General features: G+C 71.0%; 21 protein-coding genes. 9 read left to right on the forward strand and 12 right to left on the reverse strand.

Annotated elements, in window-relative coordinates:
- Positions 1 to 11 precede the first annotated feature (11 nt).
- Both D0D37_RS16735 and D0D37_RS16740 read right to left on the reverse strand, forming a co-directional pair.
- Complete coding sequence (locus tag D0D37_RS16735) at positions 12 to 1,253, reverse strand: RNA polymerase sigma factor (RefSeq protein ID WP_244223540.1); 1,242 nt, start codon at positions 1,251 to 1,253, stop codon at positions 12 to 14.
- Positions 1,253 to 1,651, reverse strand: coding sequence for a YciI family protein (locus tag D0D37_RS16740; RefSeq protein ID WP_116201496.1), 399 nt, complete (start codon positions 1,649 to 1,651; stop codon positions 1,253 to 1,255). The genes D0D37_RS16735 and D0D37_RS16740 overlap by 1 nt, the downstream gene beginning before the upstream one ends.
- A 207-nt stretch (positions 1,652 to 1,858) precedes the next feature.
- Between D0D37_RS16740 and D0D37_RS16745 the strand changes: the two genes are divergently transcribed.
- The gene (locus D0D37_RS16745) at positions 1,859 to 2,650 is read left to right on the forward strand and encodes a thioesterase family protein (protein ID WP_116201475.1); all 792 of its coding nucleotides are present in this window, start codon (positions 1,859 to 1,861) and stop codon (positions 2,648 to 2,650) included.
- A 1-nt stretch (position 2,651) separates the two neighbouring features.
- Here the strand turns inward: D0D37_RS16745 and D0D37_RS16750 are convergent, their stop codons facing one another.
- Both D0D37_RS16750 and D0D37_RS16755 read right to left on the reverse strand, forming a co-directional pair.
- Positions 2,652 to 3,068, reverse strand: coding sequence for a hypothetical protein (locus D0D37_RS16750; RefSeq protein ID WP_116201476.1), 417 nt, complete (start codon positions 3,066 to 3,068; stop codon positions 2,652 to 2,654).
- A 32-nt stretch (positions 3,069 to 3,100) separates the two neighbouring features.
- Positions 3,101 to 3,877: a GntR family transcriptional regulator gene (locus tag D0D37_RS16755; protein WP_116201477.1), complete on the reverse strand. Its 777-nt coding sequence runs from the start codon at positions 3,875 to 3,877 to the stop codon at positions 3,101 to 3,103.
- 97 nt (positions 3,878 to 3,974) lie between these two features.
- Here D0D37_RS16755 and D0D37_RS16760 point away from each other — a divergent pair, with 97 nt between their 5' ends.
- Entirely contained in the window at positions 3,975 to 5,030 is a 1,056-nt protein-coding gene (locus D0D37_RS16760) for a YeiH family protein (RefSeq protein ID WP_116201478.1), read from the forward strand.
- Between the two features lie 162 nt (positions 5,031 to 5,192).
- Here the strand turns inward: D0D37_RS16760 and D0D37_RS16765 are convergent, their stop codons facing one another.
- Positions 5,193 to 5,447 carry a hypothetical protein gene (locus D0D37_RS16765; protein ID WP_116201479.1) on the reverse strand — a complete coding sequence of 85 codons (255 nt, stop codon included), beginning with the start codon at positions 5,445 to 5,447 and terminating at the stop codon, positions 5,193 to 5,195.
- Between the two features lie 94 nt (positions 5,448 to 5,541).
- On the opposite strand from D0D37_RS16765, the gene D0D37_RS16770 reads away from it, so the two are divergent.
- Complete coding sequence (locus tag D0D37_RS16770; RefSeq protein ID WP_116201480.1) at positions 5,542 to 6,048, forward strand: putative immunity protein; 507 nt, start codon at positions 5,542 to 5,544, stop codon at positions 6,046 to 6,048.
- Here the strand turns inward: D0D37_RS16770 and D0D37_RS16775 are convergent.
- From D0D37_RS16775 to D0D37_RS16790, 4 genes are all read right to left on the reverse strand, one after another.
- Positions 6,045 to 7,664, reverse strand: a complete 1,620-nt coding sequence (locus D0D37_RS16775; RefSeq protein ID WP_116201481.1) for an ABC-F family ATP-binding cassette domain-containing protein — start codon at positions 7,662 to 7,664, stop codon at positions 6,045 to 6,047. The two genes, D0D37_RS16770 and D0D37_RS16775, sit on opposite strands and share 4 nt — an antisense overlap.
- Before the next feature lie 112 nt (positions 7,665 to 7,776).
- The gene (locus tag D0D37_RS16780) at positions 7,777 to 9,303 is read right to left on the reverse strand and encodes a catalase (RefSeq protein ID WP_116201482.1); all 1,527 of its coding nucleotides are present in this window, start codon (positions 9,301 to 9,303) and stop codon (positions 7,777 to 7,779) included.
- Positions 9,300 to 9,740, reverse strand: coding sequence for a Fur family transcriptional regulator (locus tag D0D37_RS16785; RefSeq protein ID WP_116201483.1), 441 nt, complete (start codon positions 9,738 to 9,740; stop codon positions 9,300 to 9,302). The genes D0D37_RS16780 and D0D37_RS16785 overlap by 4 nt, the downstream gene beginning before the upstream one ends.
- Before the next feature lie 63 nt (positions 9,741 to 9,803).
- The gene (locus D0D37_RS16790; protein ID WP_116201484.1) at positions 9,804 to 10,439 is read right to left on the reverse strand and encodes a TetR/AcrR family transcriptional regulator; all 636 of its coding nucleotides are present in this window, start codon (positions 10,437 to 10,439) and stop codon (positions 9,804 to 9,806) included.
- A gap of 67 nt (positions 10,440 to 10,506) precedes the next feature.
- Here D0D37_RS16790 and D0D37_RS16795 point away from each other — a divergent pair, with 67 nt between their 5' ends.
- The 3 genes from D0D37_RS16795 to D0D37_RS16805 all read left to right on the forward strand — a co-directional run bounded on the left by D0D37_RS16795 (position 10,507) and on the right by D0D37_RS16805 (position 12,053).
- Positions 10,507 to 10,785: a hypothetical protein gene (locus D0D37_RS16795; RefSeq protein ID WP_208719990.1), complete on the forward strand. Its 279-nt coding sequence runs from the start codon at positions 10,507 to 10,509 to the stop codon at positions 10,783 to 10,785.
- Positions 10,782 to 10,925, forward strand: coding sequence for a hypothetical protein (locus D0D37_RS16800; protein WP_167493539.1), 144 nt, complete (start codon positions 10,782 to 10,784; stop codon positions 10,923 to 10,925). The genes D0D37_RS16795 and D0D37_RS16800 overlap by 4 nt, the downstream gene beginning before the upstream one ends.
- Positions 10,926 to 11,099: 174 nt before the next feature.
- A complete protein-coding gene (locus tag D0D37_RS16805) occupies positions 11,100 to 12,053 on the forward strand; it encodes an alpha/beta hydrolase (protein WP_162834275.1) in 954 nt (317 codons plus the stop codon).
- A gap of 48 nt (positions 12,054 to 12,101) precedes the next feature.
- Here D0D37_RS16805 and D0D37_RS16810 read toward each other — a convergent pair whose 3' ends face one another.
- The 3 genes from D0D37_RS16810 to D0D37_RS16820 all read right to left on the reverse strand — a co-directional run bounded on the left by D0D37_RS16810 (position 12,102) and on the right by D0D37_RS16820 (position 14,850).
- Complete coding sequence (locus D0D37_RS16810; protein WP_208719991.1) at positions 12,102 to 13,070, reverse strand: PucR family transcriptional regulator; 969 nt, start codon at positions 13,068 to 13,070, stop codon at positions 12,102 to 12,104.
- Positions 13,071 to 13,232: 162 nt separating this feature from the next.
- A complete protein-coding gene (locus tag D0D37_RS16815; protein WP_116201487.1) occupies positions 13,233 to 13,700 on the reverse strand; it encodes an HNH endonuclease in 468 nt (155 codons plus the stop codon).
- A gap of 262 nt (positions 13,701 to 13,962) precedes the next feature.
- A complete protein-coding gene (locus D0D37_RS16820; protein ID WP_116201488.1) occupies positions 13,963 to 14,850 on the reverse strand; it encodes a LysR family transcriptional regulator in 888 nt (295 codons plus the stop codon).
- Between the two features lie 69 nt (positions 14,851 to 14,919).
- Between D0D37_RS16820 and D0D37_RS16825 the strand changes: the two genes are divergently transcribed.
- The 3 genes from D0D37_RS16825 to D0D37_RS16835 form a co-directional block, all read left to right on the forward strand.
- A complete protein-coding gene (locus D0D37_RS16825; RefSeq protein WP_116201498.1) occupies positions 14,920 to 15,786 on the forward strand; it encodes an EamA family transporter in 867 nt (288 codons plus the stop codon).
- A gap of 50 nt (positions 15,787 to 15,836) precedes the next feature.
- A complete protein-coding gene (locus D0D37_RS16830) occupies positions 15,837 to 16,754 on the forward strand; it encodes a hypothetical protein (protein WP_116201489.1) in 918 nt (305 codons plus the stop codon).
- A gap of 55 nt (positions 16,755 to 16,809) precedes the next feature.
- Positions 16,810 to 17,161: hypothetical protein (locus D0D37_RS16835; protein WP_208719992.1), on the forward strand; the 352-nt coding region annotated here is incomplete at its 3' end.

A 17,161-nucleotide genomic window follows, 5' to 3' on the forward strand; every position in this document is an offset into this window, starting at 1 on the left:
GTGTCCTGATACTACTCGGTGCCGATCGGCGAGCGACTTGTGGAATGGCTGGCTCGGAGCCGGGCCGCGCGCAGGGTCAGATAGCGCTGCTCGGCGGTGTTTCCGGTGCGGGCGGCGGCCGCGGCGTAGTGGCGGATGGCCTCCTCTCGTTCGCCGGCCAGTTCCAGCAGGTGCGCGCGGGCGGCGGCGAGGCGGTGGTGGCCGGGGAGCCGGTCGTCGAGCCCGGCCAGCATCGTGAGCCCGGCGTCCGGCCCGTGCACCATCGCAGTCGCGATCGCGCGGTTGAGCGTTACGACGGGGTTGCCGGTCAGCGCCTCGAGCCGCGTGTACAGCGTGAGCACGCGCGGCCAATCGGTGTCTTCGGCCCGCAACGCGATGTCGTGCGTCGCGGCGATCGCGGCCTGCAGCCGGTATTCGCCGATGCCGTCGCGGGCCAAAGCGGCGGTGATCAGCGCGACGCCTTCCCGGATCAGCGAACGGTCCCACCGCGCCCGGTCCTGGTCGACGAGCGGGACGAGGTCGCCGTCCGGTCCGGTGCGGGCCGGCCGCCGGGCGTCGGTGAGCAGCATCAGCGCGAGCAATCCGGCCGCTTCGCCGTCGTCCGGCAGCGCGGCGTGCAGCAGCCGCGCGAGCCGGATCGCTTCGGCGGACAGTTCCGTGCGGTGCAGGCGGCGGCCCCCGCTGCTCGTGTATCCCTCGTTGAACACTAGGTACAGCACGTGCAGCACGGACCGCAGCGACGCCTGCCGCTCGTCGGCGGAGGGCATCCGGAACGGCAGGCCGGACTTCGTGATTTTCGCCTTCGCCCGGCTGATCCGTTGCGCCATCGTGGTTTCCGGCACGAGGAACGCGCTCGCGATCTCCGCGGTCGTCAGGCCGCCGACCGCTCGCAAGGTCAGCGCGATCGCCGACGCCGAGGTCAGCGACGGGTGCGCGCACAGGAACAACAGCGTCAGGGTGTCGTCCTCGTCCGGCGCCTCGGCACCCGCGGGCTCGGCGGCGACGGTGTCCTCGCGCCGCCGCCGGGCCTGGTCGCTGCGGAAACTGTCGATGATCCGGCGGCTGGCGGTCTGCAGCAGCCAGCCGCGCGGATTCTCCGGGATTCCTTCGGAAGGCCAGTGCTGCACCGCGGCGAGCAAGGCTTCCTGCGTCGCGTCCTCGGCCGCGCCGAAATCGCCGGACCGGCGCACGAGGACGGCGAGGACCTGGGGCGCGAGCGTGCGCACCAGGTCCTCCACCTCGCGCTCCGACATCAGACGACCGGCGCGCTCATCACCTGGCGCACCTCGATCGGCACCCGCAGCGGCGCGCCTTCCGGGCCCGGCGCGGCCGAAACCCGGGTCGCGATCTCCAGCGCCCGCGCCTCCGATTCGACGTCCACCACGCGGTATCCGGCCAGCAGTTCCTTGCCCTCCGGGAACGGCCCGTCGGTGACGACCGCGCCGCCCTTGCCGTCCGCGACCACGGTCTTCGCCGCTTCCGGCCCGGCCAGGCCTTCCGCCTCGACGAGTTCCCCGGCCTCGGTCAGCTCGGCGTTGAGCACGTGCTGGAACTGGATGTGCGCGCGGATGTCCTCCGGAGCCCACTCCGGCAACGGAATGTCGCAGTCCTCGCCCTGGGCGTAGGTCTGCAGCAGCATGTACTTCGGCATAGCGTTTCCTCCAGTGTCCGGCCCGCCGCTTCCGGGCGGGCTCACCAAGGGAACGGAACCCGCGCGCCGTCCTCGACACGCACCGGGAACATCTTGCCGGGAGAATCTCCGGAACGCGGGCAAACGGGGTGGGGTGAGTCTCAGTGCCCGGGACGCCCGGACGGCCTAGCAGGTAGGTTGCGGGAAGCAACTCACCTGGAGGGAACCGTGAGCACGACGACCTTCGCCGCGGTGTCCGCGGTCAAGCAGCGGTCGGACACCGAGTTCAGCGTCGATCTCAGCCCGGCGTGGACCATCGGCGGCCGCCCGAACGGCGGCTACCTGCTGGCCACGATCGCCCGCGCGGCGACCGTCGTTTCCGGCCATCCGGACGTGCTGGCCGCCAGCGCGCACTACCTGCGCTCGCCCGAACCGGGTCCGGCGGAGATCGAGGTCGAGGTGCTGCGCACCGGCCGGACCGCGACCCAGCTGCGCGGACGGCTGCTCAAGGACGGCGTCCCGCAGGTCGAGGCCCTTCTGACGCTGGGCGTCCTCGGCGAGGCCGAGCCGTTCTGGCAGGACGGGGTGCCGCGGCCAGCGTTCGGCCCGTTCCCGGAGGAGCCGTGGGGCCCGGACGTGCTGACGTCCGGCATCCCGATCGCGATCCGCGACGAGATCGACGTGTACTTCGACCGCCCGCTCGCCGACGGGCCTAGCGGCCGCGGCGAACTGCGCGCCCTGCTCGCGCTGCCCGGCGACGAGCCGTTCGACCCGGTCAGCCTGCTGTTCGCGGTCGACGCCCTGCCTCCGGCAACCCTTGATGTCGCGCCGTCCGGCTGGGTCCCGACGCTCGAGCTGACTGCCTACGTACGGGCGCGTCCGGCTCCCGGGCCGGTGCGCGTGCTGCACCGCGCCCACCTCATCGGCGACGGACGGGTCGACGAGTCCTGCCACGTGTGGGACAGCGCCGGGACGCTGGTCGCGCAGGGCACGCAGCTGGCCGGGATCCGGATCGGCTGAGTTACTGGCCCGGGTATCCCGGCTGCTGCGGGTAGCCGGGGTAAGGGCCAGGCATCGCACCCGGGGCGGGCATCGCGCCCGGGGGCAGCGGAGCGGACGGCAGCGGGCCGGGCGGCATCGGCCCGGCCGCCGGTGCGCCCATCGACATCAGCAGGTGTTCGACGGTCTTGCGGCGCGCGCCCGCGGCGACCGCCACGGCCATGATCTCGAGCGCGAGGCCGAGCACGAACCAGAACAGGTGGTAGCTCGTGAACGACTCGAGGTCGGTCGAGCGGTACGACGTGTAGTTCGGCTCGTTGCGTGACACCTCGCACGTCCAGTAGGGCCTGGCGATCAGCACCATGATCAGCCCGACCCCGATGCTGGCCAGCCCGAGGACCATGAAGAAGACCTGCAGAATACGCGCGAAGATCGACATGCGCGGAGCGTAGCGACCCGGTGCCCGCCGGGTCAGCGGGTTCCGGCAAGTGCCCCCGTCGTGACCAGCCGGTACCCGGTGCGCCCGGAGAACTCGGCCGTCAGCGCGAACCGGTCGCCGCGCACCAGCGTGTGCCGCCATTCGATCCGTTTGCCCGCGCTGGTGCCCAGCCGTCCGATGGAGAACGCGCCGACGGTTTCGCCGCAGCCCAGCAGGGTGCGTTCGGCCAGCGTCGGCACGACGGCGCGAATCTGTTCCTCGCCGTGGTCGAGCCGGACGCCGGTGCGGCGGTGGAGTTCGCCGTACAGGCTGGTGTGCTGGAAATCCGCGTCCAGCAGCGGACGCGCGAGGTCGGCGGGCAGCCACACCCGGTCGACGGCCAGCGGGTCGTTTCCGGCCAGCCGCAAGCGTTCCAGGTACAGCAGGGGAGTGGAGCCCTCCAGCGACAGCCGTTCGGCGACCACCGCGTCCGCGCGGATGTCGAGCCGGCGCACGACGCTGTGCTGGTCGAGCCCGGCCTCCTCGACCGCGGCGAAGAGGCTGTAGAGCGCGCCGAGCGGCTGCTGGATCTCGGCGGCCGCGGCGACGCGGGGCTGGCGTCCGCGTTCGGCGATGAGCGTGCCGTCCGCGCGGAGTTCCCGCAGCGCCTGCCGGACCGTCTGCCTGCTGACGCTGTATTCGTCGGCGAGCGCCAGTTCCCCGGGGAACGCGCCGTCGAACTCCCCGGCGCGGATGCGCACCAGCAGCCGCTGCTGCAACTGCCGCCACAGGGGCTGTCCGCCGGTGCGCACCAGCTCTGCCTCGCCCATGCCGGGAACAGTACCGCTTGCCAAATGTACGGACAGCTCTTAGATTAAATGTACGTACATTACCGAGGAGGCCAGAAGTGCGCACAGGAGTGAACCGGTGACCGGCGCGACGCTGGGAGCGACGCGCGCGACGGCGGAATGGCGGGCCAAGCTCGCCCGTCCGGTGCCGGGCCTCGCGGTCGCGCTGCTGGTCGCGGCGGTGGCGACGGCGGGCGGGAAGCTGGTGCCGGTGGTCGGCGGGCCGGTGCTGGCGATCCTGCTCGGCGCGGTCGCCGGCGCGGTCGTGCCGGGGCTGCGCAGTTGGCGGTTCAGCCCGGGCTACGCCGTCGCGTCCCGGCCGGTGCTGCAGCTGTCGATCGTCGTGCTGGGCACGGGACTGTCGATCCAGCAGGTGGTGCACGTCGGCGGGCAGTCGCTGCCGGTGATGCTCGGCACGCTCGCGGTCGCGCTCGGCGGCGCTTGGGTGCTCGGCCGGCTGCTCGGCGTCCGCGGGGAAACGCAGACGCTGATCGGTGTCGGCACCGGCATTTGCGGTGCGTCCGCGATCGCGGCGACCAGCGCGGTGCTGAAGCCGAAGGAAGCCAATATCGCTTACGCACTCGGCACGATCTTCACCTTCAACGTGGCCGCGGTCCTGCTGTTCCCGCCGCTCGGGCACGCGCTCGGGATGTCGCCGCACGCGTTCGGCCTGTGGGCTGGCACCGCGGTGAACGACACGTCTTCCGTCGTCGCGGCTTCCTACGCGTATGGCGGCGACGCCGGTGCGTACGGCCTCGTCGTGAAGCTCACTCGCACGCTCACGCTGATCCCGATCGTGCTGTTCCTCGCCGTGCTCGCCGCGCGCAAGCAGGCAGGCGGCGGCCGGATTTCGTTGCGCGCCATGCCTTGGCACCGGCTGGTGCCGCCGTTCCTGATCGGCTTCCTCGCCGCCGCGACGGTGGAAAGCGCGGGCTGGATCCCGGAATCGTGGCACGCGCCGCTGTCGACGCTCGGCACCTTCCTGATCACCATGGCGCTCGCCGGGATCGGCCTGGCGCTCAAGCCGTCCGACCTGCGCAAGGCGGGACACCGGCCGCTGCTGATGGGGGCCATCCTGTGGATCGCGGTCGCCGCGTCCAGTCTCGGGTTGCAGGCGCTGACCGGCACGATGTGACGCGCGGGTTCTGCTTTCGTCGCCTGCTTGCGGCGAGGAGGCTCGGTTTCGGAGTAAGAACACTACGGATTCGCCGCGTGGGGCCGTTTCGGTCCCCGCGGCGGTTTCGTTTTGCGGGCCGGTCCGCAACTCGGCCAGGCTGCAGGCACTGACTGGCGTGCGTTACTGCACGCGTGGGTTCCGCTTCCGTCGCCTGCGTGCGGCGAGGGCCGCGAGGAGCCGGGGCACGCCTCGGCTTCGGCGTACGAACACCAGGGACTCGTCGGGTGGGGCGGTTTCGGCTTGCGGGCCGCGCCGGAACTCGCGCAGTCCGGCGGCGAACTCGGCCGGGTCGCCGCCGACGTCCGGGTGGTGGGTGCGCACGAACCGGCGGTAGGCCGCCTTGTCGGCTTCCGACCACGCCCTCCGCTCGTCCACCGCCGTCCTTCCCCGGTTGAGGGTTTCGCCTGAAGTTCCTGCTGGAAGTCGGCACGGAGTGCCAACCGGCAGTTCAACGATACTGTTCAAGCGCATGACCGAGGAGATCGCACTCGACCTTTCCGAGCTTCGCGCCGTCACTGCCTACGCGGTGGCCTGTGCCGAGCCCGCGCTGCCGATCTTCGAACAAGCCCGTCCGGACGACCGCCGTCCGCACGACGCGATCGAGGCCGCGCGGGCGTTCGCCGAGGGAGCCAAGCGCAGCAAGGCAATTCGGGACAGCGCGTGGGCGGCGCAACGGGCGTATCAGGAAACTCGCGACGCCGGGCAGGTCGCAGCGAGCGAGGCTGCCCGGGCCGCTGTCGCCGCGGCTGGGGCGGCGTTTCTGCATCCGCTCGCGAAGGCGACTCAGGTGTGGCACATCCTCGGCCCGGCTGGCCACGCGGCGTACGCGTGCGAGCTGGCTGGGATGGCAGCGCAGCACCCGGCGGCCGATCCGGTGGTCGTCCGGGTGTTGTCGCGGTATCCGAAGGCACCGGGCGGGCGCGGCCGGGCGGGGGAGTTGGTGCGCGAGCTGGATGCGTTGCTGCGCAAGGACTAGCGAGCCCGTTCCACCCGTCGCTCGTCCCAGACCGGCTCCGGGGTTTCGCGCACCACGCCGTCCGAGCCGAAGACGAGGTAGCGGTCGAACGAGCGCGCGAACCAGCGGTCGTGCGTGACCGCGAGCACCGTGCCCTCGTAGGAATCCAGTCCGTCCTGCAGCGCCTCGGCCGATTCCAGGTCGAGGTTGTCGGTCGGCTCGTCCAGCAGCAGCGCGGTGGTTCCGGCCAGTTCCAGCAACAGGATCTGGAACCGCGCCTGCTGTCCGCCGGACAACCGGTCGAAGACCTGCTCGCCCTGTCGGTGCAGTTCGTACCGGCGCAGCGCGGACATCGCCGCGCCGCGGTCGGCTGCGTGTTCGGTCCAGAGCACGTCGACCAGCGTGCGGCCGGTGAGTTCCGGACGGGCGTGCGTCTGCGCGAAATGGCCGGGCACGACTCGCGCGCCGGTCTTCCAGTCGCCGGTGTGCGCGACGTCGCCGCCCGCGAGCAGCCGCAGGAAATGCGACTTCCCGGAGCCGTTCGAGCCGAGCACCGCGACGCGCTCGCCGAAGAAAATCTCCAGCGAAAACGGCTTCATCAGCCCGGTCAGTTCCAGGTTCACGCAGGTCACCGCGCGCACGCCGGTGCGGCCGCCGCGCAGCCGCATCCGGATGTCCTGCGGTCGCGGCGGTTCCGGCGGGGGACCGGCCTCCTCGAACTTTCGCAGCCGGGTCTGCGCCGCCTTGTACCGCGACGCCATCTCGTCGCTGCGCGCGGCGTACTGCTGCATGTCCCGGACCAGCCGTTTGAGCTGGGCGTGCTTCTCGTCCCAACGCCGGCGCAGCTCGTCGTAGCGAGCGAACCGTTCCTGGCGCGCCTCGTGATAGGTGCCGAAACCGCCGCCGCGCACCCACGCGTCCGCGCCGTCGCCGCCCGGTTCGACGCTCACGATCTTGTCCGCCGCTCGCGCGAGCAGTTCGCGGTCGTGCGACACGAACAGGACGGTTTTGCGGGTTTCCTTCAGCCGGGCTTCGAGCCAGCGTTTGCCGGGGACGTCGAGGTAGTTGTCCGGCTCGTCCAGCAGCAGCACCTCGTCCGGCCCGCGCAGCAACGCTTCCAGCACCAGCCGTTTCTGCTCGCCGCCGCTGAGCGTGCGCACGAGCCGCCAGCGCGCGCGGTCGAACGGCGCGCCGAGCGCCTCGGTCGTGCACATGTCCCAGGTGGTCTCGAACTCGTACCCGCGGGCTTCGGCCCAGTCGCTGAGCGCCTGCGCGTACTGCATTTGCGCGGCCTCGTCGTCGACCTCCAGCAACCGCTCCTCGGCCGTGTCGACCGCGCTCGCGGCGTCGCGAACCCGTTGCGGGGCAACGGAAACCAGCAGATCCCGCACTGTGCGTTCGTCGCGCACCGACCCGACGAACTGCGCCATCACGCCCAGTCCGCCGGACACCGTGACCGCGCCCTCGTCCTGCTTCAACTCTCCCGACAACAGCCGCAGCAACGTGGTTTTGCCCGCGCCGTTAGGGCCGACCAATGCGACGACCGCGCCCTCGCCGACCCGGAACGAGACGTCGCCGAGCAGCGGACGCCCGTCGGGCAGCACGTAGCGCAGATGCGCGGCCTCCAAATGCCCCATGCCAGCGCACTCTACCCAGCGAGCCGCGAATCGCCGCACGGTTTTCCGGGCGTCTACAGAGGACTCGTGAGTGGCAATCCCGGTTAGAACCGGGATTGCCACTCACGAGCGCTTAGGCCTTGCGCTGCATGCTCTCCCGTGCCGGGTTGGCCTGCTCCGCCGCCTTCGGGTCCTTCTCGTTCTGCTTCGCGCGCACGCCGGACTCGACGCGGTCGCCGAGGTCCTTGTCCACGTTGTGCCAGTACTCGAAGGCCCGCTTCAGCACCGGTTCGGTCACCCCGTTCAGCAGGTGCCCGACGATGTTGTCCACCAGCCGCTCGCGCTCGGCGTCGTTCAGCACCTCGCGCACGAGCGTGCCCGGCTGGCCCCAGTCGTCGTCCTCGGCGTGGTCGACGTAGGCCGAGCGGACCATCTCGCCGTCGGCGTGCCAGCCCGCAGGCGTGCCGTAGCGTTCCGTGTCCGCGCGCGGGCCGCCCTTGGAGTTCGGCGCGTACACCGGGTCGGAGACCTTGGCGTAGCGCATCGCGCCGTCCTTGCTGTAGCTGTGCACCGGCGCGACCGGCGAGTTCACCGGCAGCTGCTTGTAGTTCGCGCCGATCCGGTACCGGTGTGCGTCGGCGTAGGCGAACAGCCTGCCCAGCAGCATCCGGTCCGGGCTCGGGCCGATGCCGGGCACCAGGTTGTTCGGCTCGAACGCGGCCTGCTCGATCTCGGCGTGGTGGTCGGTCGGGTTCCGGTCGAGCGTCATCTTCCCGACCTCGATCAGCGGATAGTCGCCGTGCGGCCACACCTTCGTCAGGTCGAACGGGTTGAACCGGTAGGTCTTCGCGTCCTCGAACGGCATCACCTGGACGTGCAGGGTCCAGCTCGGGTAGTCGCCGCGCGCGATGGCCTCGAACAGGTCCCGCGTGTGGTAGTCGGTGTCCGCCGATGCCATCTGGTCGGCCTCGTGCTGGGTGAAGTGCTCGACGCCCTGGTCGGTCTTGAAGTGGTACTTGACCCAGAACTTCTCGCCCGCGGCGTTGACCCACATGTAGGTGTGCGAGCTGTAGCCGTTCATGTGCCGCCACGTGCGCGGGATCCCGCGGTCGCCCATCAGCCAGGTCACCTGGTGCGCCGATTCGGGGGACAGCGTCCAGAAGTCCCACTGCATGTCGTGGTCGCGCAGGTTGCTGTCCGCGCGGCGCTTCTGCGACCGGATGAAGTGCTGGAACTTCAGCGGGTCCTTGATGAAGAACACCGGGGTGTTGTTGCCGACGAGGTCGTAGTTGCCCTCGGTCGTGTAGAACTTCAGCGCGAACCCGCGCGGGTCGCGCCAGGTGTCCGGGCTGCCGCGTTCGCCGGCCACGGTGGAGAACCGGGCGGCCATCTCGGTTTTCACGCCCGGCTGGAACACCGCCGCCTTCGTGAAGCGGCTGACGTCGTTGGTCACCTCGAAGTGCCCGAACGCGCCGCTGCCCTTCGCGTGCGGCTGCCGCTCCGGCACCCGTTCGCGGTTGAACTGCGCCATCTGCTCGATCAGGTAGTGGTCCTGCAGCAGGATCGGGCCGCCCGGGCCGAGGGTGAGCGAATGCTCGTCGCTCTCGGCCGGGATCCCGGAGTCCGTGGTGGTCGCCGGGGGTTTCGGTTCTTCGGTCATCTCGCGAGCTCCTCGTGGTGGTCGGAAACGGCGGAGCAGTCCGGGCACAGACCCCAGAAGACGATCTCGGCCTCGTCCACGGCGAACCCGCGCCGGTCGTGCGGCGTGAGGCAGGGGGCCTCGCCGCGGACGCAGTCGACGTCCTCGGCCCGGCCGCAGCGGCGGCACACCACGTGGTGGTGGTTGTCGCCGGTCCGCCGCTCGAACCGCGCCGGATGCCCGGACAGCTCGATCCGGCGGACCAGTCCCGCGTCGCCGCACGCGGCGAGCACGTCGTAGACCGCTTGGATCGACACGCTGCCCAGGCTTTCGCGCACGCCCGCCGCGATCGCGTCGACGGTCGCGTGCGGATGCTCGCCGAGCCAGCCGAGCACGGCTTGCCGCGGCTTGGTGACGCGCAGGCCCGCCGCCCGCAGCGTCGCCGCCGAGTCCGGCATCGGAGTCCTCCCCGGGGATCTGGAACCGCTCCAGTTCCGCCGGTTACCCGGTCTCCGCGGCGCTCACACCTGGGTGTCACCCACCGGTCGGACGAGTTCGGCGAGGTGCGCGCGAAGGACGGCGACGCACTCCTCCGGAGAGGTGAGTTCCGGCTGCAGCACGGCCCGGAACGCGAGTCCGTCCAGCAGCGCGGCCAGCCGGGGCGCTTCGACCTCGGGGTCTTTCGGCTCGTACCGGCCGCTGCGGGCCTGGGCGTCGACGATGCGGCGGGCCAGCGTCACGGTGCCTTGAACCGCTTCCTTGGCCAGGTCGTCCAGACCCGGATCGGCGCGCGCGGCCATCAGGAATTCCACCAGCACGGTCACTTCGGTGCGCCGCCGCTCGTCCAGCGGCAGCAGTTCCGACAGGAACTCGGTGAGCTGGTCGACGGCCTCGTCCAGCGGCAGTTCCGACAGCGAACCGGTCTTCTCGCGGCGTTCGACGAGCCGCGCGGTCGTCCGGTCGATGACGCTGCGCATCGCGAACCGCATCAGCGCGTGCTGGCTGTCGAAGTAATGCCGCACCGAACCGATGTTCAGGCCCGATTCCGCGGCCACCGCCCGCAGCGAGACCGCGTGCAGCCCGCCCTTCGCGGCCAGCCGCAGCACCGCCTCGGCGATGTGCGCGCGCCGCTCTTCCCCGTCCACGACTCTAGGCACTGGACTTTTATATCACAGCCGTGATAGAAACGGTTTGTATCACAGGTGTGACAGAAAGGGGTGCGCTGTGGAGACGGTGCTGAACATCCTGCTGATCCGGTTCGGCATCATCGCCGGGATCGTCGTGGTCGTCGGGCTGGCGGGTTTCGCGCTGATCGTTTCGCTGCGTCGGCGCGGCAAGGGGGAGCGCGTGCGGGAAGGCGCGGCGACGCTGGCGAAATCCGCGGCGAGGGCGATGGACGCGCGTGGTGCGCGGGGAGTGCGCGGCCGCGTCGGCGGCGAGGTCGCGCGCCAGGCGGCGCGGTGGCTGGACGAGGACCCGGACCGGAAGCGGTCCGGCCGGTGAACGCGGTGCTGCTCGCGGACGGGGACGGAATGCTGCAGCACCTCGTGCACGACCTGCTGGTGAAGGGGCTGATCGTGCTGGGCGCGGTGCTGGTGGCGGTCATCGGGGTCGTGGTGATCTGGAAGAAGGTGGGGCGCTGAGGGTTCCCTCGCGGCAGTCGAGTCCGGGAGGCGGCGTGGGGCGTCTTGCCGGGCACTGCCGGGGGTTTCGCCGTTCGGCGGGTTCGCCCCGCGCGGTACGCGACACGTGGCGGTGCCGGCCGGGGCCGGGATTTCGGCACGATGGAGTCCTCACCTGGAAGACGGAGGCCGTCGATGAGTTATCCGTTCGATCCCGAAATCGCCGCCGCGATCCCGATGCTGCCCCACGTCGACTTCCTCGACGTGGCCGCTTCGCGGGCGGGCATGGCTGAGCTGATCGCCTCGATGCAAGGCGACTTCGACGAATCCGGCGTGACCACGCGCGACGAAACCGTGCCCGGTCCAGAGGGCGCACCGGACGTCCCGATCCGCGTCTACACGCCCGATCGCGTCGCGACGAAGGCCCTGTTGTTCGACATCCACGGCGGCGGTTTCGCGCTCGGCGACCTGGAAGTCGACCACGCGGCCAATGTCGAATTGGCAAGGGATCTCGGTGTCGTGATCGTGTCGGTCGAGTACCGGCTCGCCCCGGAGAATCCCTACCCGGCCGGGTTGGAGGACTGCTACGCGGCGCTCGAATGGTCGGTCAAGCATGCCGACGAACTGGGCATCGACCCGGAGAAGGTGGTGCTCTACGGCGTGAGCGCGGGCGGCGGACTGGCCGCGGCGCTGGCACTGCTGGCCCGCGACCGCGGCGGCCCGGCGATCGCGTTCCAGTTCCTCGCCGTGCCGGAACTGGACGACCGCCTCGAGACCGGCAGCATGCGCAAGTTCGCGGACACGCCGATGTGGCACCTGCGGGCCGCTGAGGCGAGCTGGGACTACTACCTCGGCGGGCCGGGCAAGCGCGGCGGCTCGGACGTTTCGGTCTATGCGGCGCCGGCCCGGGCGACCGATCTCTCCGGATTGCCGCCCGCGTACGTGTCCGTGATGGAGTTCGACCCGCTGCGGGACGAGGGAATCGCTTACGCACAAGGCCTTTTGGCGGCCGGGGTGCCGACGGAACTGCATTTGTTCCCGGGGACTTTCCACGGCTCCGCGGTGTTCCGGCACGCTACGGTGAGCCGCCGGGAAGCCGCGGAGCGACGGGCGGTGCTTGCTCGGGTGCTGGGGGTCGAGGCGGGCTGAGACTGGGTTCTCGTGAGTGGCTATCCCGGTTCTAACCGGCATAGCCACTCACGAGGCGTCGCTGTCCGCCAACCTCCGCGCCACCAGTGCCAGCCGCGCCCGGAACCGTCCCGCCGGATCGTCCAGCGTCCACCCCAGCGCGTCCTCCACGTGCGCCAGCCGCGCCGCCACCGAGCTGTGGTGCCGGTGCAGCGCGATCGCCGCCTGGCGCAAGGAACCCGTGCGGCAGAAGGCTTCCAGCGTCTCCAGATCACCGCTTTCGGCGAGCGCGTTCAACGCCAGCACGTCCGGCTGCGCGCGCAACTGCTCCGCCGGGATCTCCGCCAGCAGCGTCACCGAGCCGAGATCCTCGTGCACGATCAACGGCCGCGACGTCGCCGCGAACCGTTGGGCCAGACGGGCTTGCAGCCACGAGGTCCGAGCCGCCAAACCGTCGACCGCGTCGCCGACGCCTACCCGGAGGGTGTCCGGAAGCGTGCGGTCCTTGGCCCGCAACGCCAGCGTCTCGCGCAACGCCGGGACGACCGAATCCGGGCCCTCGCGCGGCTGCACCACTACTGCGGCCACCCCGCCGACCACCGCCACTTTCGCGCCGAGCGGCCCGCCGCGCGCGACGAGGGCGACCGCGTCCGCACCGGCGTCACGACCAGCACCCGAAGCGACCGCGACCACTCGCAACGGGCGCGTGGTGTCCAGGCCGAGCAGGGTCAACGCCCGCGTCCGGTCCTCGTCCGCCGCCTGCTCGCCCAGCACCAGTTCGACCAGCGCCGGGTCCGCCAAATGCGGGGCGGCGTGCGGCGGTTCGACGGGATTGAGCACTTTCGCCGAGATCGCGAGCCGTTCGAGCACCAGGACGTCGAGCGGACCCGGCTCGCCCGCGCGTTCCAGCCAGACCCGCCCGGCGCCGTCGAGGTCGACGACGACGGCGTCCGGCGGCACCGGACCGTCGCCGCCGGGTTCGCCGGTCGGCCGGAACCGCAGCACGGTTCCGTCGACCCGGCGAATCCCGCTACGCATTCCGCAAGAAAAGCGGTGGCGCGCAGCAGATCCGGCAGCGTCGCCCGACGGGCGATCAGCTCGTCGAAATACGCGATGACCCGCACCGCCGTTTCCGCGCCGGAATCGACCGCGGACAACCGCAGCAGCAAGCCCTTCACGGTTTCCAGCCTAGCGCGAGTCTCATGTGGACAGTCCGGCCAGCGGGTGCAGCTCCTCCCACCGCGGGACGCGCGGCGGGAACCGGAGCGTCAGCCCGGCTTCCGCGGGCGTGCGGTCGGCCTTGCGCGCGTTGCAGCTGCGCGCCGATCCGCCGCACGCGGCGACGGTGTTGAGCCAGCTCGTGCGCGGGCCGCCGCGCGAAACGGGCATGATGTGGTCGACCGTGGTGGCCCGGCGCCCGCAGTAGGCGCACGTGTGCCGGTCGCGCCGCAGCACGCCGGAACGGGACCAGCGCGGCGCCCCGGAATACCGCCATTTCATCACGACGTAGCGCAGCAGCCGCACCACCTTCGGCCGCGGGAAGACGCCGAGGTCCGGCCCGTCGCTTTCGTGGACGACCGCGACCTGGCGGACCAGCATCCGGATGGCATGGGGGAGCGAGACGGTGTGCAGGGGCTCGTAGCCGGCATTGAGAACCAGGACTCCCATGGCGACGGGCACCTCCTTTCCTCGGTCGTCGCGGGCCGTGAACGCAAAAGCCGCCCGGCCGGCAGTCCGGCGGGCGGCTCCTCGCTCACGGCGTGGCAGGCCACGTCATGGCGCGGAGCCGGGAATGCCCGACAGGTGCATGCATTCGTTGCGGCGCGGCATTCCGTGGATCCTTTCGTGGCTGGACGGCTTCATCATTGTCGCCCCGCGCCGCCGCGTCAACGGAAAATGATCGTCGCGGTTTTTCAAGATCCACAATGGATTAACGCGGGCGCGCGGAAGCGGTTTCCCGTTTCGGCGACGTGCGGTACAGCTCGCCGAGCAAGGCCACCGCGGCGTGCGTGGCCGGATGCGGATCGTGAGCGCGCCAGGCGAGCTGGACCGGCACCGGCGGGGCGTCGCGGACCCGGCGGTACACAATGCCGTCGCGACGATACTGCGTCACCGTCGAATGCGGCGTGACACCGACGCAGCGGCCGGTGGTGATGGTGGCGAGCCAGTCGTCGACGTCGTGCGTCGGCTCGATGCGCGGGCGCGCGTCCGGCGGCCACAGTTCGGCGGAAGTGGTGCCAGTGCGCGGATCGACGACCAGCAGCCGCGACGCCAGATCGGCGAGCTTGACGGTGCGGCGGCGGACGAGCGGATCGTCGACGGCCATGGCGCAGTAGCGGTCCTCGTGGCCGACTGTCGCGTGCGCGAACTTGCCTGAGGGCATCTGATGCCGCACCACCGCGAGATCGACCAGCCCTTCCGCCAGTCCGGCGGTCGCGGTGTTGGCGCGCACGAGGAGCAGTTCGACGTCCGGGTACCGGGCGGCCCAGCGGCGCTGGAATTCCGCGGTGTGCTTGCCCATCGCCGACCACGCGTGGCCGAGGCGCAGCCGCGTGTGCCCGGTGGTCGCCTCGCGGACGAGATCGTCGGCCTCGGCGAGCAGATGCCGGGCGCGGGCGAGCACCTGGACGCCAGCTGTGGTCGGCTCAAGGCTGCGGCTGGTGCGGTGCAGCAGTTGCACGCCGAGAACCCGTTCCAGCGAAGCCAAATTCCGCGATACGGACGCCTGCGATACGCCGAGTTCGAGCGCGGCGTCGGTGAATGTTCCGGCGTCCACGATCGTCACGAGGCAGCGCAACTGACGCAGCTCCAGATCCATGCGTTCAGCGTATCGCTGATGCGGTCAATGCATTTTGCGCATGGACCGGCCGAACTCATGCTCGACCGCATGGCGACTACGGAACTGGCTCCGCGAACGCGCGGCGACGCCCGGGCGACCGGTGCCGCGATGCTGCTCGGCAGCGCGCTGTCCAACCAGGTCGGCGCGGCGACGGCGGCGCTCGCGTTCCCGGTGCTCGGCCCGCCCGGCGTGGTGGCGGTCCGGCAGTGGGTGGCGGCGGTGGTGCTGCTGGCGGTCGGACGGCCGCGGCTGCGGACGTTCACCGCGCGGCAGTGGTGGCCGGTGCTCGGCTTGGCCGCCGTGTTCGCGACGATGAACCTGTCGCTGTACACGGCGATCGACCGGATCGGCCTCGGATTGGCCGTGACGCTCGAATTCCTCGGCCCGCTGGCGATCGCGCTGGCCGGCTCCCGGCGTCGAACGGACCTGGCGTGCGCGGTCGTCGCCGCGGTCGCGGTCGGAGCGCTGATGCGGCCGCAGCCCAGCACCGACTACCTCGGGATCGGGCTCGCGCTGGTCGCCGCGCTGTGCTGGGCCTGCTACATCCTGCTGAACCGGACCGTCGGCCGTCGTCTGCCCGGGGCCGCGGGTTCGGCTGCCGCGGCCGGGGTGTCCGGTCTGCTGTACCTGCCGATCGGGGTGTTCGCGATGCTGCATCACCCGCCGACGCCCGGTGCGCTCGCGGCGGCGCTCACCGCCGGGCTGCTGTCGTCGGCGCTGCCGTTCCTCGTCGATCTGGTGGCGTTGCGGCGGGTCCCGGCGCAGTTCTTCGGGGCCTTCATGAGCGTCAATCCGGTGATGGCCGCGCTCGTCGGGCTCGTGATGCTGGGCCAGCGGCTGGACGCTGTCGCGTGGGCCTCGATCGGGGTGATCGTGGCGGTGAACACGGTGGCGGTGCTGCGGCGGGCCAGGTAATTGTCGGTGCGGCGGGATAACGTAGGCGTCGCTGGCTAGGGAGGTGTGGCATGGTGCGGATGGCGGATCAAGAGTGGCCTTCGACGGTCGTGCCTGCCGACGCGCGCGAACGCGCACAGGCGACGGGCGTGCTTGTCCGCCGCATGGGCTGGGTGTCCGAGCGGCTGACCCGGGAGGAACGCGACGACGTCGAGCGGCAGCTGGAATTCTGGTACTCCCACGGCTACTGCCCGGACGCGCTGCTGATCGCGATGAGCACGCTGCCGGGCGGGACGCGCCAGCGGCCGCGCCGGGCCAGCGAAAAGCCGGGCGACTTCCTGCGCTCGCGGATGAAGGGCTGGTTCGCCGACGAGTCCGACGCCACCGACCTGACCGAGGTGCGCGAGCCGCCTCGGCGCGGGCAGACCTTCGAGGCTTGGCTCGCGAACCGGCGCAAGCAGGCCGCGGACGAAGGTACGTATCAACGGCGTTCGCGACTGACCGATGTTGGAGAGCGCGCCCGGGCCGACGCGCGTGCGATCGCATCGTCCCGGCGGAAGGATCCGCTCGCGCGCGTGCGCGATAGCGAGCGTCGGCGTGCGGCGGCTTTGGAGAGTTTGCGGGTGGTGGGCGAGGCGGTCGAGGTGCCACCGCCGCCGGCTTCTGCGGGTGCGACGCCGCGGATGGTGGCGTCGTTTGCCGGACGCCAGTCGTTGGCCGCGCATTCGCCGCAGGTGCTTCGGATTGTGGAGCGGTTGCGGGCCGAGAAGCGGGGGCCGTCGGCGACGGAGTTGGCGGTGTTGCGGAATGCGGTTCGCGACGCGCACCACAATGCCGGGCTGGGGACGTTGGAGGCGGCCAGCGCGGAGGTCAACGACGTGGACTCGTTGACGCCGGACGGGCAGCGGATCAAGGATTTTCTCGCGCGGGCCGCGGATGACCGGCTGCCGCTCGACGCGACTGTGCGGTTGCTTCACTCGATGCGGTGAGCCGTGCGTGTCGGGTCACCCGTCGCGGGGATGGTGCTTCCAGACTCGCCCGGTGATGAACACGTCGATGGACGATGCCGGGCGCTGTTTGCTTTCGGTGGCGTGGAATATCCGGACCGGCGGTCCTCGGGCGGATCCGCGGGCGGACGAGGTGCGGGAGCGGTTGCGGACGGTGTGCCGCGGGCTGGGGCATGCGGCTTGCCGGTTCGCGGCCGGGGGTGGTGGCGGGGATCCGGTGCCGTTGTTGCGGTTGGCTGATCGGGCTTTTGAGATCGGCGGGGGTGGTGGCGGGGATCCGGTGCCGTTGTTGCGGTTGGCTGATCGGGCTTTTGAGATCGACACGTTGCTGTTGTTGGTGGGGACGTCGTTGATTCCGGATTCCGGGCGGGATTTGCGGTGGTGGGGGG

Origin of the sequence: Amycolatopsis circi (genome assembly GCF_003385235.1) — a bacterium.
Lineage (GTDB): Bacteria > Actinomycetota > Actinomycetes > Mycobacteriales > Pseudonocardiaceae > Amycolatopsis > Amycolatopsis circi.